Origin of the sequence: Pseudoduganella chitinolytica, assembly GCF_029028125.1 — a bacterium.
Taxonomy (GTDB): Bacteria; Pseudomonadota; Gammaproteobacteria; order Burkholderiales; family Burkholderiaceae_D; genus Rugamonas; species Rugamonas chitinolytica.
On record NZ_CP119083.1, the window covers coordinates 4,856,024 to 4,871,090 of the forward strand.

The window sequence follows — 15,067 nt, forward strand, 5'->3', positions numbered from 1 at the left end:
GTTTCAGTGCCCTGCCGTGCTCGCGTCCCGCGTCGGCATGACTTCCCCGACGGTTGGCGGCTTGTAGTTTTCCGGATCGATGGCAGGTGCGACTTCGTGCTTGAAAGGATTCCACTCTGGTTGCGCCTCGCGTCTTCCGTCCGTTGGCGGACTGATGAACACGATGCTGGCGCCGTTCGGGTCGCGCAGGTTGACGGCAGCCGAGGTGCCGCCTTCGATCACGCTGCCCATGACGCCCAATGCCATCTGGACGAAGAACGTCGCCGCGCCGGTGTTGCCGAACCGATGGTCGGTGTTGATGAACTGCGCGGTCTTGCTTGTGTCGATTTCCGGGCCGCCCTGCGCGGCATAGCTGTGCAGTGTTCCCTCGAAAGCGAGGTGCTGCTCGACGTTGCCGCCAAACGCGCCGATGATGCGGACGGGGCCTTTGGCACGTTCGGATGCGGGCAAGGTTTGCAGCGCCTGCTGCCAGCCCTTTTCCAGGATCTTCTGACGGGCATCGCGGCGCTTGACCGGCTGTCCATGCTCGTCTTCGTATTTGACGAATACGGGGCGGTGGATGAAGCCCAGCGAGGGCAGCCGGTCGAAAACTTCCATCTGATTGCGGTTCCAGGGTACGGGGAACCATGGTGTCGGCTTCCAGTCCTTGGGCGGAGAGGCAAACCAGCGGCCAATGGCGGCCATGGAGATGCCGCGTTCCTTTTTTTCGAAGATGGGATGCTTGGCGAATTTGGCCGCGGCGGTGAGCCATTCGGCAACGGTGGGCAAACGACCACCGTGGAATTTATCCGGATTTGCGAGCTTTTCACGCGTTGGTACGGTTTCCTTCAATTCGTAGTACATCATGCGCAGGTTTTCCTGGAGGTAGTCATTGTCCGGGTCTTCCCACACAAACGGTCGTAGTGGTTCGACGCGTTCGCGACGGGCCAATATGATTACTGCAGTCGCGTCTGGCATTTCGGGAATGTAGTAGCCGTTTTCGATCATTGAGGCAGTGCTGGGATCGCGCAAGGCGTCACGCGTAGCTGCGCTATCTTCCGCCGTCAGAACGACATAGGGAAGGTCTGGATGAGCGTCGAAAAACGCGAATATTTCCTCCAGCAACTGGTCAGGGCGTTCGCCAAGCTGCCAAGGGCCAGTCACGAACAAGTGCCAAGCCATCCCGGTGCCCTCGGCGCTGGCGGCAAGCCCTGGCTCCGGCGAAAGCTCGCTTGGCTGTGCAGCAGGATTGTTGATCGGCCCGCCTGCATAAAACGACGGTACTCCCCAAAACATCGGCGAGGATTCGGCACCATTTTCAAGCGCATCACAGGCTCGACTGCCACTGACACCGATTTTGTCTAACATACTCCATTCATACTTCTTTGGATCCTGCTCACGAATACTCGTGAAAGGCGTGCCACTCTGCAGAACTTGCCAGAGCGCCCCCTGTCGATACTTTTCGACAGTGACACCGAGGCCGATAACCTCTAGAACGTACTCTCGACGTGCTTTCTCACTCTTTGACGCCGCTTCATTTGCCTTGAGCTGCAGGTTTTTCTCGTGCCATACCCGTTGGCGCGCATCGGCCTTGACGGAGGCAACTATCCAACTGGCTCCGAACAGCAATGTGATCGCCGCTAGCGGCACAGCAAACCATCGAATCACGGGCATCATCATCTCCTGGTTACCATTGATTGCTTCAGGGTGTACAACTTCCACATCGAGCAAAAATGAAACGGAGAGAAACACGAGCAGGCCCGCCGTTGCGCCCACGAGGTATTTCCACCCCTTCGGCCGCGAAATTGGTTCAACAACCGCGAATTCAGAATCACTCATGTTTTCTCCCTTGCAGAGATTCACGCCCCAGCGTGTCGTCCTGCGACAGTTTCTGATACAACGATGTCTAACAATTTTCCTGTCAAAAGTGGAAGGCATTTCGGTAACACCCCGAAACTGTAGTAGTCGACGTTCCCTTCAATCAGTTGACGACGCCATTGTGGTTCGCAGTCGAAATAAAGACCAAACAGTGTCTGAAACTTTGACCATGTCAAGATCCCTTGACGCGGCTTGTCGCTCAGCTTTTCCGGTTTCTTCAGCCGCCAGTCCGCTACCGCACAAAGGTACGCATAAAAATTCGGATCAGTACAAGCCTTGCCGCTGCCGATCGCCACGTCATACGCCGTCACCTGGCTGTGATTCTTGCTGCTGTCGAAGATGGCGCTGTGGAAGGATTTGCCGCTGACTTCGTGCTGCCAGCGCCGTCGCGCGGCATCGGGACTTTCCCGAACCGTTGCGATCACCTTGCCGTTCGGATGGCGGATCGCACCCAGTATCGTGAACTTGCTGTTTTCATCCGCGCCTGCTGGATGTTTCTTCTTGTTGTAGTCGGCTTCGATACGCTTGACGTCGTGCGCCAGCAGCGGTTGCGGCGTGCCCGGATAGCTCACCCGGCCCGTGGGGTCGGGACACTCCTCGAGATGTGATTGAAAGCCTTTGTCGGTCGTGACCGCGATGGCCGCCGTGATCGGATCCACCTCCTCGCAAGGCCCGCGTTTTGCCGCACTCAGGACCGCGTGCGAGGAGCTGGCGGGAATCTTGTCGGCGTCGACCTGATTGCCGCGCATGTCCGCCATGCAAAGTTTGGGCAGGGCTTCGCCGTTGATGCGGCGAATCCCGTGCCGCTGCGCTTCGGGTTTGTCGTCCTGCTGGATGGGCCACCGTGCAATCGGCAGCGATGCCCGCAGGCCCCGTCCATCTTTCTCGACGTGGGCATGGTCGTCTTCGCCCTTGATGCGCAAGGCGAAATCATGGGGCGGCAGGCCCACCAGTACCGGCGTCGCTGTTCGCGTGCCCGGGTCCCACCGCTGCTTCGCGGTGAACACACGCTGACGCATGCTATCCCCCAGCTCCTGCCAGGGCATTCGGGTAACCGGGACCGGCTTATCTTGGGTATGGGTCACGATTTCATAATCGCCGCCGCGGCCGTATCGGCGCCGTACCGGCACCGCCTTGACCTGCGTTCCGGCGATATAGTCCGGAATGCCCTGCCAACCGATGCCTTTCATGTTTTCCAGCGCGACCGTCATGTCCTCGGGACTGAAGTAGAGATATACCTTGCCACGGTTGTCGCGGTCGCCGTCCGGCTTCCAGCGGCCCTCGACCATGCCGCCGCAGGCATCTTCGCTGATCCGCGCGAACGCGGGAGCCGTTGCCTTGCTCTTGGCGACCCCCTTGACGATGTTGACCAGCGTTTGCAGCCTGCCGTGCAGGCTTTGCGAGCCCGCGATGGCGTCATAGCGGCCGACCATGGCGGCGTCTTCTCCCCCCGAGAACAGACTGGCGGCATCGACAACCAGGCTCCATTCCTCGTCCAGGCTGTACGGAGGATGGGTCAGGATCAGCGTATCGGCCGTGCGCTCGCCTCGCTCCATCAGGAAGGCCTGTGCCATCAGGCTCAACAGGCAGCCCTGGCTGTGCGCGACGATGGTCACCGTGTCGGTGGCTTCGTAGTCGCGGATCATCGCCACCAGGGCCGCCAGGCGGCGCGCGGCAAGCACCATGTACATACGGCCCGGCGCATTCTTCAGGGGCCGCAGCGGGTCGCCCATGATGTCGGCCGGTGCCCCCGCGCCGCGGTTCCACAGGTCGGGCAAGGTACTGGTGGCATTCGCGAACGGGCCGCCGCCCTTGGACAAATCCTTGTCGAGGCGATTGCCGTGGCGGTCGGTCTTTTGCCCGTTGACGGTTTTCGTCTGGTTGCTGATTTCACGGAAGCCCCAGTAAAACGGAATGACGGGGCTGTCGGTATCTTGCGTGACCTTGCGCTTGAAGTACACGGCGTCCGGATCGTCGACCACGGCATTCTTGTCGGACGGCAGGGTGTACGGCGCTGGCTTGAAGCGGCGGAACAGGCGGCGCTCCAGACCGGCACACAGGCCCTCTTCCACGGCGGCGAAGCCGGCGCCGACATCGTTGACGCCATGCACGATGATGATATTGCCCGGCTTGTCACGCGGGTGTTCGATGACCTTGTCGGCCGCGCGCTTGTGCTGCAGTACCGTGCTGGCCTGTCGCGCCACGTAGTCGGGTTTTGGGTAGCTCTTCCTGCTCGATTCCGCCATGGTTCGTCGCCTCCGGATCAACTACTGTTCGCCACCGCGCATCAGCCCGATGTCCATCATGTGCATCACATTCCTCTCGATCAGTTCGGATTTGCCATCGCTACCGGTGCGCCCCTGCACACTGGTGCCATCGCTGAGCGAGAGGTCGATCCGGGCATCCTTCACGGCTGCGCCGACCGGACGGTCGCCGTTGTCGAGAAGCGTTCCCGGTGCGTACCGCACTGCAAGCTTCTGGTCGGCGCCACCCTTGGCAAACGACGGGGAGACGGCGGCCATGGTTTCCGGCGCTTCATACAAGAAGTCGGACGCATGGAATTTCAACGGCTGCTTGCTGCCGATGACCGGCGGGCCGTCGCCCAGTCTCAGGAACGAGCCATCTTCGGCCACGAGCAGGATGACTTTGGCGGAGATCGTGGCGGTACCCTCCGTGGATGTCAGCGTCAGGTCCTTGGCGGCATTGATGTTGGTGTCGTCATGCTGGCTCTGGAGCAGCAGTTGGCCGCGGTGCGCGATGCCGGTAAGGCCGCCGTTTTGTGCAAACAGGGAGATACCTTGACCGGCGTTGAACGTGCAGCGCTGTCCGGCGGTCATCTGCAGGTGCTGCTGGGCCACGGTATCGATGTTCTTGGCTGCATAGCTGACAATGGCTTTGCTGGTCGCGAATCCGATCCCGGCCGGCGAGGTAACGCCAATCACGGGAGCAGCGGGCTCGGCAGCTTCCGCCGCGGTATTGCTGCCGTGTTCCCATTGCTTGAACCGCAGCAGCAATTCGTCCAGCTCCCTGGTATCGGGTGCTGTCCCGTTACGCTCGACTGCGTACCCGCCCAGTGAAGCGCACAGTTCGCTGCTCTCGCGCAGCAGCGCCAGCAAATCGTCGCGGGCAAGCTGCTTGCCCTTCCTGCCCGCACCGCCCACCAGCGCCCAGGCGCTCAACAGGATACCTTTGACGGCATGCAGCGCGATCGCTTCGTCACTACGTAATTCGGCCCCCTCCCCCCGTGGCGCGGTGCCGCCATCGTGACGCGGCTCGGTCAAGTAGCCAAGGTTCAATTCCGAATTGCCATGGTCGCTGGCCAGTTGTGCACTGATCTGGCCTGGTGTGTCGTCGAGCCGTACCTGATTGCCACGCTTGCCGCGCACCTCGCGCGAGCGGATGCCGGACTGGTATTTCGTGCGAGGCAAGGCATCCTCACCAAGGAATACAGGGGGCTGGCCATTGCTGTTGTAGAGCTGGCCGATAATGACAGGCTTGTCCGGATCGCCGCCGGCGAAGTCCACCAGCACTTCCGTACCGACGGGCGGCAACAGGCGTGTGCCGCATTGCGTCGCACCACCAGGGCCGTTACCCGCCCAGCTCGATGCGACCCTTACCCAGGCCGAGTCCGCATCCGTATCGGAACTGCCGGCGCCGTTGGCATGCTCATGGTCGTGGGAGCGGGTCGCGGGAAAACGGATCCTGACCCGGCCGAGTTCGTCGCACCAGACTTCCTCGCTGCTGGGGCCGACTACGAGCGCGGTTTGCAATGCCGGCCGCGGCGGCGACACAAACGGCGGAACGACACGAATGCCACGACGCACGCAGGTGAAGCGTGTCCTGTAGCGGATCGGTTTGCCGTCGTCGTCGTGGAAGTCCGCGTAGTCCCCGCTGTTCCAGCCGCTGCGATGGAAGAGGCGCTCGACGCGCGCGCCGATGGCCACCGGCAGGTTGTTCTGCGTGGCGACGTGCTGTGCCGTAACGACGAACTGGCGCTCGTGCTCCGGGTGAAGGTCGATCTCGGGATGGCCCGTGAGGCTGAACCATTCTCCTGCGACGAGATCGCGCACGCCTCCCTCCCCATTGAAGTGTTTCGCTTCAAACTCGTGACGCGCTATTCTTGTATCGCCCAACTCGCCCAGGTCACGATTCGATTCACCGAGATGAGGTGCTGCAACGATATATTCGTCCAGGCCTGCCGCCAGCTCGTTCCCGTGCTGGCCCTGGTCCGCGCGCGAGCTGGCATTCACTTGCATGAAGTGCTCGGCCGCGGCATTTTTGTAATCCCAGCTGTGCAGTGCGACGCTGCCCGGCTGCAGGGTGCGCACGGCACTCCAGCCCGTAACGGCGTCACGCAATTCGGTTGCCGCGTCGCGGTGGAAACGCACGGTACCTGCCGTGTTCTCGCGCAGCCGGTCCGTCTCCTGGAACAGGAACAGCGTATGCCCTATGCGGTCCTGGCCGTGGGCGGCTTGTCCGTCGCTGCCGGCCAGTCCAGAGCGGAAGCACCATGCAATGCCGCGACGCCCAAGCAGCCGCCGGACGAAGGCGGCGTCGGTTTCGTTGTGCTGCATGATGAACTCGCGTTGCGGGATCGATGCATCGAGCCCCACATCCACCTGCAGCTCGAAGGACGATCGCAGTACCGGGTTATACCGGTGCCATTCCGTGACCAGCTTTCTGATGACGCCAATCTCGCTCAGGTTGCGAAATACCCGTGTGTTGACGCGGCCTTCCATCACCGACAGTGCATCGCGCAGTACCAGCTGGTAGGTCGCGAGAGCGCCATCGCTTTGGCCTGACGCCGCCTCGGTGACGATGCCCCCGAGGCGCCGCAGCTCGCCTCGATCGGTAACGACGCGCAGTTCGGCAGGCACGCCAATGAAGTCCTTCAAGGGCAGCGTGGCATTATCGGCAACGCACAATACCCGGTACGCCAGCCCCCCGTTGATCGCTTCCGTTCCCACCATCTTTTGCGGCAGCAGCACATCGTCGCGGATCCCGTCCGGCAGCGCGAGCGCCAGTTGCAGGGGGCGGTCACGCGTACCAAGCACCGCTGCGATCCGCTGTAACGCTTGTGCCACCTGGACGTCAGCCATTCGTCATCCCTTCAATTCACGTGCCCGACGATTGCACCTCACCTCCCGCTACGCTGGCGGAGGAGGTACGGCGATGATCGCTGGCGGTATCGAAAGGCCCGATTATTGGTGGTGCCGCTGCAGTGGTTGATGAGTTCCCGCAAAGCCGGGGCCTTGGCGCGCCTTCTGCTTGCCCGACGTTCAGGAATGGGCGAGATCTGTGGCATTTATGTGACGGACGCTCGGCTGCTCTAGCGGCACTGCCTAGCGGCCCACCCGCAAGGACACCTCCACCTCCGAACCAAACGGCACCGACAGATAACCGCCGTCCGGTTCCCGCACCCGTGCCACGTACTCGGGGCTGTAGTCGGCATTGTCGGCACGACGAGGCTGCCTGGCCGCAACCGCGGTTCGAGCAGTGCCAGGATGTCGCCGTACAGCGCCTTGGCGCCGTCGAGCAGCAGCAGGTCGATCGTGTCCGGCAGGTTGTCGCGCAAGGTGACGAGGGCGTCGCCCGTGCGAATTTTCACCAGGTCGGCAACGCCGCCTTCCTGCGTGCGGCCGCCAGCCGGACCATCGAGACGTTCATGGCCGCAGCCCTGTCCGCTGCCGACGTTGCGGCACGCACCCTGGCGGGCGACCTGGTCATGACCACGCTCAGCACCGTCGGCAAGCGGTTTTCGGGAACGCCGCGCACGCCGGCCGAGATCGACACCTATGCAGGCGCGCTGGCGGACATGCTGTGCACTTACCTGGCCGCGCCGCAGCGCAGTTGACGGCTGGCCAAAAAAAACGCGCGCCCTCGGGCGCGCGTTGCATGACAAGGAGACGCGTTACATCTTCCAGCGCAGCGACAACCCGATCACGCGGTCATAGCGGCGGATATCGCGCGGGTTGCTGGGGATGCCGTGGTAGTCGTTGTAGGTGCGGTCACCCAGGTTCTCCACGTCCAGCGTGATGCCCATGTTGTCGTTGATCTTGTACGAGATCGACGCGTCCACCGTCTCGATCGGATCGACGATCAGGTCGATCGGGCCGACCGGCGCGGCGATGGTGCGGTAGTTGAACGTATCGACGAACTTGCTGCGGTAGTTGTAGGCCACGCGGCCGGACCACGGGCCGCGCTCGTACAGCACGTTGACGTTGTACGCGTTCTTCGACATGCCCTGGAACGGCACTTCCTTGCCGCCATCCACCAGGTGCCCCTTCATGTACGTGTAGTTCGCTTCCAGCCCGAACCCGCCCAGCCAGCCCGGCAGGAAGTCGTAGAACTGGCGATAGCCGAATTCGATGCCTTCCAGCTGGCCCTCGTTCAGGTTGCGCGGACGATCCATGCGGTACTGGCGGCCGCCGATGGTTTCCAGCGCCAGCGAACGCACGACATAGTTCTCGAACTTGTGCTTGAACACGGTTGCCGTCAGGCTGCCGGTCGGGGCGAAGTACCATTCCAGCGCCACGTCGGCGTTCTTGCCCGTGATCGGCTTCAGGTCCGGGTTGCCGCCGTTGCCGCCGTAGATGCCCAGGCCGTCCGGCGTCGCGCCCAGCGAAATACCCGGGTTGAAGTCGCCAAAGGCCGGACGCTGGATCGTCTTGCCGGCGTTGAAGCGACCGACCAGCTTGTCGGTCAGGTAGGCTTTCAAGGTGATGTTCGGCAGCACGTCCGTGTCGGACGTCTTGCGATTGACGGCCACCTGCTTGTTGTCGATCAGGCTGAAACCATTGACGTCCAGTTCCGTCTTGACGACGCGCACGCCGGCCGTGCCATCGATCTTGACGCCGGCCACGTCGAAGCCGAAGCGGGTCTTGCCGTAGAACGCCGTGGTGTCCTCGCTGTTGGTGTACATCGAGTACGGGTCCGGCGCCGTCTGGCCGTCGCGGCCATACATCTTGCGGACCGCGTCGATGTTGGCGTGCTGGTACTCGTCGCAGACGACCAGCCAGCGGTTCATGCCGTAGTCGCCGGCAAACGGCATCGACGGGCAGGTCAGTCCTGGCAACGAATTAACGGCCGGCAGGTTGCCCGGGTTCGGCAGGAAGTTCTGGCTCTCGTGCTGGTAGGCCGCCTTGCGCTTGGCGACGCGCACGCCGACGCTCGCTTCGCGGAACAGTTTTTCGTCGCCGAAGTCATACGTGGCATCGGCACGCCAGTCGTTCGATTGGCCGCGCGATTCCTGCCAGTTGTCGATCAGCGCGCCGAGCGTGTAGTTGTTCGGGTCCATCATGTTGTAGCCCGGGTAGTCGAAGCGCGCGCCGCCGTTGACGTAGGTGGAGCCCACGATCGTGCTCGGGTGCGCGTTCAGTTCCATGATGGGGAACTTCTGCTGCCAGTGGCTGGACACGCGCGAGAATTCGCTGGTCACGCGCAGGGCAGGCGTGACGTCCCAGCGCGCGCCGATGGCGCCCTGGTGGCTTTCCGAGTCTTCGCGCGGCGTCTGGTTCGAGCTCAGCGCGAACAGGTTGCCGGTGGACGTCGCCGTATCGATCTGTTTCGTACCCGGGAACAGGGTGTATTGCGTCTGGTAGGCCGGCAGCATCAAGGTGCCGATGAAGTACTGCGACTGGCGGTCGTGGTCGATGCGGGTCGACCAGCCTTCGGCATACAGTTCGACGTCGCGGTTCGGGCGCCATTGCAGGGCCCAGTTGGCCGAGTAGCGTTCGCGCACGCCTTCCGTGCTGGAGTGGCCCAGGTCGACGGGACCGGTGATGCTCGGGTCGCTCGGCACCGTCTGCGATGGTGGCGAGTTCCACGTGATCTCGTCGTGGTAATGGCCCTTCTGGTACGACAGGCCCAGCAGGGCGCCGAACTCGCCGTAGGCGCCTTTCCAGCGGTTCGACAGCATGCCGGCAACGTTCGGATCGTTGGTCTTGGACTTGTCGCGGTTCTCCACGCGGCCCGCCACGTTGGCGGAGAAACCCTTGAAGTCGAACGGGCGCGACGTGCGCACGTCGATGACGCCGGCGGTGCCGCCTTCGACCATCTCGGCGCCCTGCGTCTTGTAGACGTCGATGCGCTGCAGCATCGTGGTCGGGATGTCCGCCAGGTGCAGGTTGCGGTTGTTCGAGGTATAGATCTCGCGGCCGTTCAGCAGCGTGGTCAGGCCGGGCAGGCCGCGGATGACGACGTCCGCCGCCTCGCCGCCGGAGCGGCGGATCTGCACGCCCGTGACACGGCCCAGGATCTCGGCGACGTTCTTGTCGGGGAACTTGCCGGCCTCTTCCGCGACGATCGAGTCGATCACCTCGTCGGCATTTTTCTTGATGGTCTGGGCGCTCTGCGCGGCGCGGCGCACGCCGGTGACGACCACGGCATTCATCGGCGCTGCGGCGGCGGCTTCCTTGTCGGCGATGGCCTGGGCGGCCTGACCCCAGACGGAGGCACTGCTGAGCAAGCCGGCGCCGGCGAGGGCGGCGACCGTCAGCTTCATTTTCAATGGTCGAGATGCGTCATGACGCCCGATGTCGGTCGATTTCATCCTGTCTCCGATGGTTTTTAATTGGTTTGAATGCTGGTCGTCGCGGCCGGAGCCCGACTCGTGGCCCATGGTATTGACGCGCGGATTACCATTCCAATCAATTTTTTTGGATTTTCGATATCGAAAACGGTATGACAGGGGTGTGACATGGCGTGATGGGCACTGCTCACGGCCGTGGACCGAGAGCGGTCACGACGAACTTTATTCGACGTTTGCCTGCGTTCCGCTCACAATATTGATCGGCTTGACGCTTTCATGCTCATTTTGATGAGCGAATGACGTGCCGGGCATCCGGCCACAAAAGCACGGTCGTGCGTCTTGCAGACCGGCCGCATGGCGAGGCGCGGACGGCGTGCAAAGTTGTAACAGGGAAGGTTTATGTAGCAAAGCCGCAACAATGCGGCTTTGTCATAGCGTACGACCTGCCGCGACTTATTTCGAGATGCGCAGGATGGCCGAGGCCAGGCGCGAGAAGCACGGGGTCAGGTCGGCCTCGGTCGCGGCGTAGCAGTACATGCCGACGGGCTTGGCCGGGTTGTAGCAGCGGGCCGGGCCGTCGGCCACGTTGGCCATGCATTTGAGGACGTTTTCGCCGATTTCGCCGTCATAGGTTTTTTTCAGGTCGTTTCCCAGGCCAAGCGTGAACACAAAAATGCCCTCTTCGCGGGCGCGCGCGGCGATGGCCTCCGGCAGGTTGCGCGCGGCGCGGCTGATGTTTTGCGTCGATATGGTGGAGGTGACGGCACGGGGCTTGCTCGTGACGATCTGGAACTCATGCTTGCTGGGATCGTGCGCAACGTTCCAGGCGTTGTGCGCGTTATAGCCGTCGGGCAGGTTCTTGACGAGGATATTCCCCTGTGCGTCCAATACCTGGCAGCCCGGCAGCTCGGTGCCTTCGCTGTCCGTAAGGCTGTACAAGCCGTTACCGCTGCTGTCGAAAACGCCGGCCACGTAATTGCAAGGATGATTGGTGCCCTTGAACGGCAGGTAGGCGCCCAGCGAGTTGGGCACGCCATCGGAAAAGAACACGATCACGCGCAGGACCGAGCGGTTTTTTTCGGGAATGCCGTTCAGCTGATCGCGTGCGTGCCACATGCCTTCCACCGCGGCAGTGCTGCCGGTAAAACTGTAACCGTCGATCTTGCTGAACATGGACGTCCGCTCGAAGCCGCGCGCGGACGTCCTGATGGGTTTGTCGATTTCCGCGCCATAGGCGAAGTGCATCAATCCCACGCGGTCCTGCGACACGTTGAACCTGTTGAGGAAGCTCTTGGCGGCCGTGCGTACAGCCGCGCGCGACCCGTACAGCGAACCCGAAGTATCGACCACAAACGCCATGTCCAGATCGCGCCGGATCGTCTGCGCATGCGCGGCGGGCATCAGCTCGGTAAAGCCCAGCACGCCCATCAACGATACAGACATCGGTGCTTCCGCATGCACGTCGACAACGACCTCGCCGTTGTTGAACTGCACGGTCTTGCTGGTGATGTGCGGCTTCGACAGCAGGTAGTTGTCGGCGATATTGGCCGCGAAGAATTGTTCGATTGCCTCGTTGGCACTGGCGATCTGCTGCTCGGGCGTATTGCCGCTCGTGACCGCGCGGGCACCGGCCAGCGCCGCGGAGTCCACCGCCGCATTCAACCGCGCCTTGACCATGTAGGCCAGCCCGCCGTCGAGCACCAGGCCGACGACGGACAGCAGCAGCAGCAGCGCAACGGCTACCATGATCGCGACGGCGCCGCGCTGGCGGTGAAGGGAGGTGGGCATCATCAGAAGATCGTCATCGAATACAGGTCGGGCCCGAAGGTGGGCAGGGCCAGCGCGCCGATCGAGAAGTTCGTCATCAGCATGTCGTATTGGTAAAACGTTTCGACGACGTGGACCACTTCACCATCGTCCAGCTGGCCGTTCATGATGTTCACACCCGGGCGCGTGGCTGTCGTGATGGCGGTGCATGAGGGACCGGTCCAGCTGACGCAGCCGTACACCCTGCTGGCCGGCGCATATTTGTTGCGGCTGTAGCCGAGGCCGCGGGCGGGATCGTCCCAACGGTACTGGTCCAGCACGACACTGCGCGTGCCGGTGCTGGTCTTCACGCCCATCACGCGGGTGATGTACACCATGCCGCGCTGGTTCACGTTCAGCGGCGGCGCGCTGGCCATCAGCGCGTAGAGGATGTCCTGGCTGTTCGTCTCCAGCTGGGTATTGCCCCGCGCGACCAGGTTGGCCCCTTCGCGGCTCAGGTTGACGACGATGAAATTGGCCTGCAGTGCGCGGGCGCCGTCGATCACGCCGAACAGCAGGAACAGCAGGAATGGCAGCAGGAGGGCGAATTCGACGGCGGCGATGCCGCGCTGGCGAAGGGCCGTCATTGGAAGAACTCGTTGCGCATGGTGACCGCGACGGCAAACTTGTATTTGCCATCCGCGAAGAACTGCGACAGCAGCGGCGTCGTCACCTTCCAATTGCAGTCGAGCTTGATGACGATGATGCTGCCGGCGGTGCCGAACATGCCGCTGCTGTACGTGCTCGTGGAATAGGAGGTACCGTTGACGGAGATGACCGGGCTGAGCTTGTCGTACATGCCCAGCGAGCTGTCGCGCATCTTGGCGATGACCGCCGCGTAGCGCTGCTGGCTACCGGTGCTCGGGTCGAGGTTGGTCTGGCCCGTCACCGCATAACGGGCGCCTTCGCGCACCGCATACTGCATCGTCAACGTTGTGAAAAACATCAGGCTCAGCTCGACCAGCGCCAGCAACACCAGCAGGAAAACGGGTGCGACGATCGCCATTTCGACGAGTGTGGCGCCGGATTGACGGCGAGTGACCGAAGGTATCATCGTTAAGACAACATTGGAGCGTTTTGTGCAGGACATACAGTAAGATGTTGACATTCTACATTGCAACAATCATTGCTGTATGCTTTTAAAACGCGCTGCATCCACGATCTACCGCCGGTGTCGGTCGGCAACAACGACCAGTTGGTTTCAAGGTATCGTGCCGACGCGCGCATTGCCCGCGACGCCCGATGCCGAGGCGGCGATGGTGTTCGGCATGCGCCTGCTGCTGGCCATCTCGGCGCTGCTGACCCTGTACGTGGCGGGCGACGGCGTGCGCCTGTTCAATCCGTGGGCCTGGCTGATGTTCGACGCGTACGCACTGCACAGCGTCGTGCTGCTGGCGGTGGCGCGCTCGCGCGCGGGTTTCTGGCACGGCCCCGTCATCTACTGGGTCGACGTGGGCTGGTATGGCCTGATGACGTTCGCCACGGGCGGCGCGCGCAGCCCGTTCTTCACGTTCTTCTTCTTTGCGATCCTGGCCACGTCGTTCCGGCGCGGCTTCGACGCGGGCGCCCGGCTGACGCTGGGCTCGGCCGTGACGCTGGCCCTGGCGTCGGTCTGCGTCCATGGCCTGCAGAACCTGCAGCTGCTGTTGTTGCGCATCACCTTCGTGCTGGCGCTGGGCTACATGATCGCGTTCTGGGGCGGCCTGGCCGTCGACCAGCGCCGCCGGCTGGCCCTGCTGCGCGACGTCAGCCGCCTCTCCAATCCCCGCTTCGGCGTGCAGCACACGCTCGACTCGCTGATGGAAAAGATCCTCGTGTTCTACGGCGGCGCCACCTGCGTGCTGCTGATGCAGGATGCCAACGGGCGCTGGGTGCTGAACACGGTGCACCATCCTGCCACGGGCCGCGCCATCAGCCACAACAACGTGTCGGATGCCACCGTCCAGCCGCTGCTGGACTTCGCTGCCGGCGTTACGGTGCTGTACCGCGGCGTCACACGCGCGCTGGTGCCGTACGACGTTCCCGCCGCCCAGGTGGTGACGACGGACGGCCAGTGGCGCGACATCGACCCGGCCGGCTGCAGCGGCATCGCCGACCTGCTCGACACGGGCTGGTTCATCAGCGCCGCCCTGCCGCTGCGCAAGGGGATGGGCCGCATCTTCGTCACCTCCGGCGAGCGCCTGCGCCGGCCGGACGCCACGTTCCTGAACCATATCGTGCAGCAGGCGTTCCCCGTCATCGAGACGATCGACCTGCTGGACCGCCTTGCCTCCGACGCGGCGTTTCGCGAGCGCCAGAAGATCGCCCGCGACTTGCACGACAGCACAATCCAGCCGTATATCGGGCTGCGCCATGCCGTGGCGGCGATCCGCCAGCAAGCGGGTGACGACAACGTGGTCGCGGCCGACCTGGACCGGCTGCTGTCGATGTGCACGGAAGTCATCGGCGACATGCGCCAGTTTGCCCAGAGCTTCCGCAATGGCCGCCAGGAAGAGCCCGAGCTGCTGATCGCGCTGCGGCGCCAGGCCGCGCAGGTGCGCTCGTTCTACGACCTGGACGTGGTGGTGTCGCACGAAAGCAGCCTGACGATCAGCGACCGCATGGCGGCCGAGGTGTTCCAGATCGTCACGGAAGGCATCAGCAATATCCGCAAGCACACGCGCGTGCGCACGGCCGACGTGCGGCTGGCGCAGGAGGCCGGCCTGCTGGCGGTCGATATCGCCAACCCGGCCGACGAACGGGGCCCGGCCGCGGCGTTCATGCCGCTGTCGATCGCCGAGCGCGTCCAGGCGCTGGGCGGCAGCCTGGCCGTGCAACCGACCGCGCAGCAGACCTTGCTGCGCATCCGCATTCCCATCTGATCCAAGAATAGAG

The 15,067-nt window shown here is 63.1% G+C and carries 9 protein-coding genes and 1 pseudogene; 2 read left to right on the plus strand and 8 right to left on the minus strand.

The genetic code is table 11. The features are described 5' to 3' along the window. Positions 1-3: 3 nt before the first annotated feature. The 4 genes and pseudogenes from PX653_RS21590 to PX653_RS21605 form a co-directional block, all read right to left on the minus strand. On the minus strand, positions 4-1,818 hold the full coding sequence (locus PX653_RS21590; RefSeq protein WP_277414760.1) for a type VI lipase adapter Tla3 domain-containing protein: 1,815 nt from the start codon (positions 1,816-1,818) through the stop codon (positions 4-6). Positions 1,819-1,838: 20 nt separating this feature from the next. Then, on the minus strand, positions 1,839-4,103 hold the full coding sequence (locus tag PX653_RS21595; RefSeq protein WP_277414761.1) for a T6SS effector phospholipase Tle3 domain-containing protein: 2,265 nt from the start codon (positions 4,101-4,103) through the stop codon (positions 1,839-1,841). A gap of 21 nt (positions 4,104-4,124) precedes the next feature. Continuing rightward, positions 4,125-6,956 carry a type VI secretion system Vgr family protein gene (locus PX653_RS21600; RefSeq protein ID WP_277414762.1) on the minus strand — a complete coding sequence of 944 codons (2,832 nt, stop codon included), beginning with the start codon at positions 6,954-6,956 and terminating at the stop codon, positions 4,125-4,127. A gap of 243 nt (positions 6,957-7,199) precedes the next feature. Continuing rightward, positions 7,200-7,486, minus strand: a pseudogene (locus PX653_RS21605) (O-methyltransferase); the annotation flags it as partial. Positions 7,487-7,510: 24 nt separating this feature from the next. Between PX653_RS21605 and PX653_RS21610 the strand changes: the two are divergent. Continuing rightward, positions 7,511-7,711: a hypothetical protein gene (locus PX653_RS21610; RefSeq protein ID WP_277418633.1), complete on the plus strand. Its 201-nt coding sequence runs from the start codon at positions 7,511-7,513 to the stop codon at positions 7,709-7,711. A 57-nt stretch (positions 7,712-7,768) separates the two neighbouring features. On the opposite strand, the gene PX653_RS21615 is transcribed toward PX653_RS21610, so the two are convergent. The 4 genes from PX653_RS21615 to PX653_RS21630 all read right to left on the minus strand — a co-directional run bounded on the left by PX653_RS21615 (position 7,769) and on the right by PX653_RS21630 (position 13,301). Beyond that, positions 7,769-10,408, minus strand: a complete 2,640-nt coding sequence (locus tag PX653_RS21615) for a TonB-dependent receptor (RefSeq protein ID WP_277414763.1) — start codon at positions 10,406-10,408, stop codon at positions 7,769-7,771. A gap of 432 nt (positions 10,409-10,840) precedes the next feature. Further along, positions 10,841-12,178: a vWA domain-containing protein gene (locus PX653_RS21620; RefSeq protein WP_277414764.1), complete on the minus strand. Its 1,338-nt coding sequence runs from the start codon at positions 12,176-12,178 to the stop codon at positions 10,841-10,843. Continuing rightward, on the minus strand, positions 12,178-12,780 hold the full coding sequence (locus PX653_RS21625; protein WP_277414765.1) for a TadE/TadG family type IV pilus assembly protein: 603 nt from the start codon (positions 12,778-12,780) through the stop codon (positions 12,178-12,180). Before PX653_RS21625 ends, PX653_RS21620 begins: the two co-directional genes overlap by 1 nt. After that, positions 12,777-13,301, minus strand: a complete 525-nt coding sequence (locus PX653_RS21630) for a TadE/TadG family type IV pilus assembly protein (RefSeq protein ID WP_307730795.1) — start codon at positions 13,299-13,301, stop codon at positions 12,777-12,779. Before PX653_RS21630 ends, PX653_RS21625 begins: the two co-directional genes overlap by 4 nt. 103 nt (positions 13,302-13,404) lie before the next feature. On the opposite strand from PX653_RS21630, the gene PX653_RS21635 reads away from it, so the two are divergent. Beyond that, complete coding sequence (locus PX653_RS21635) at positions 13,405-15,054, plus strand: sensor histidine kinase (protein ID WP_277414767.1); 1,650 nt, start codon at positions 13,405-13,407, stop codon at positions 15,052-15,054. Positions 15,055-15,067: the final 13 nt, after the last annotated feature.

Excerpts from the sequence above, each read along its gene's own strand:
- PX653_RS21615 (WP_277414763.1), bottom strand. The coding sequence starts at position 10,408 with ATGAAATCGACCGACATCGGGCGTCATGACGCATCTCGACCATTGAAA.
- PX653_RS21630 (WP_307730795.1), bottom strand. The coding sequence starts at position 13,301 with ATGTCAACATCTTACTGTATGTCCTGCACAAAACGCTCCAATGTTGTC.
- PX653_RS21590 (WP_277414760.1), bottom strand. The coding sequence starts at position 1,818 with ATGAGTGATTCTGAATTCGCGGTTGTTGAACCAATTTCGCGGCCGAAG.
- PX653_RS21595 (WP_277414761.1), bottom strand. The coding sequence starts at position 4,103 with ATGGCGGAATCGAGCAGGAAGAGCTACCCAAAACCCGACTACGTGGCG.
- PX653_RS21620 (WP_277414764.1), bottom strand. The coding sequence starts at position 12,178 with ATGATGCCCACCTCCCTTCACCGCCAGCGCGGCGCCGTCGCGATCATG.
- PX653_RS21600 (WP_277414762.1), bottom strand. The coding sequence starts at position 6,956 with ATGGCTGACGTCCAGGTGGCACAAGCGTTACAGCGGATCGCAGCGGTG.
- PX653_RS21625 (WP_277414765.1), bottom strand. The coding sequence starts at position 12,780 with ATGACGGCCCTTCGCCAGCGCGGCATCGCCGCCGTCGAATTCGCCCTC.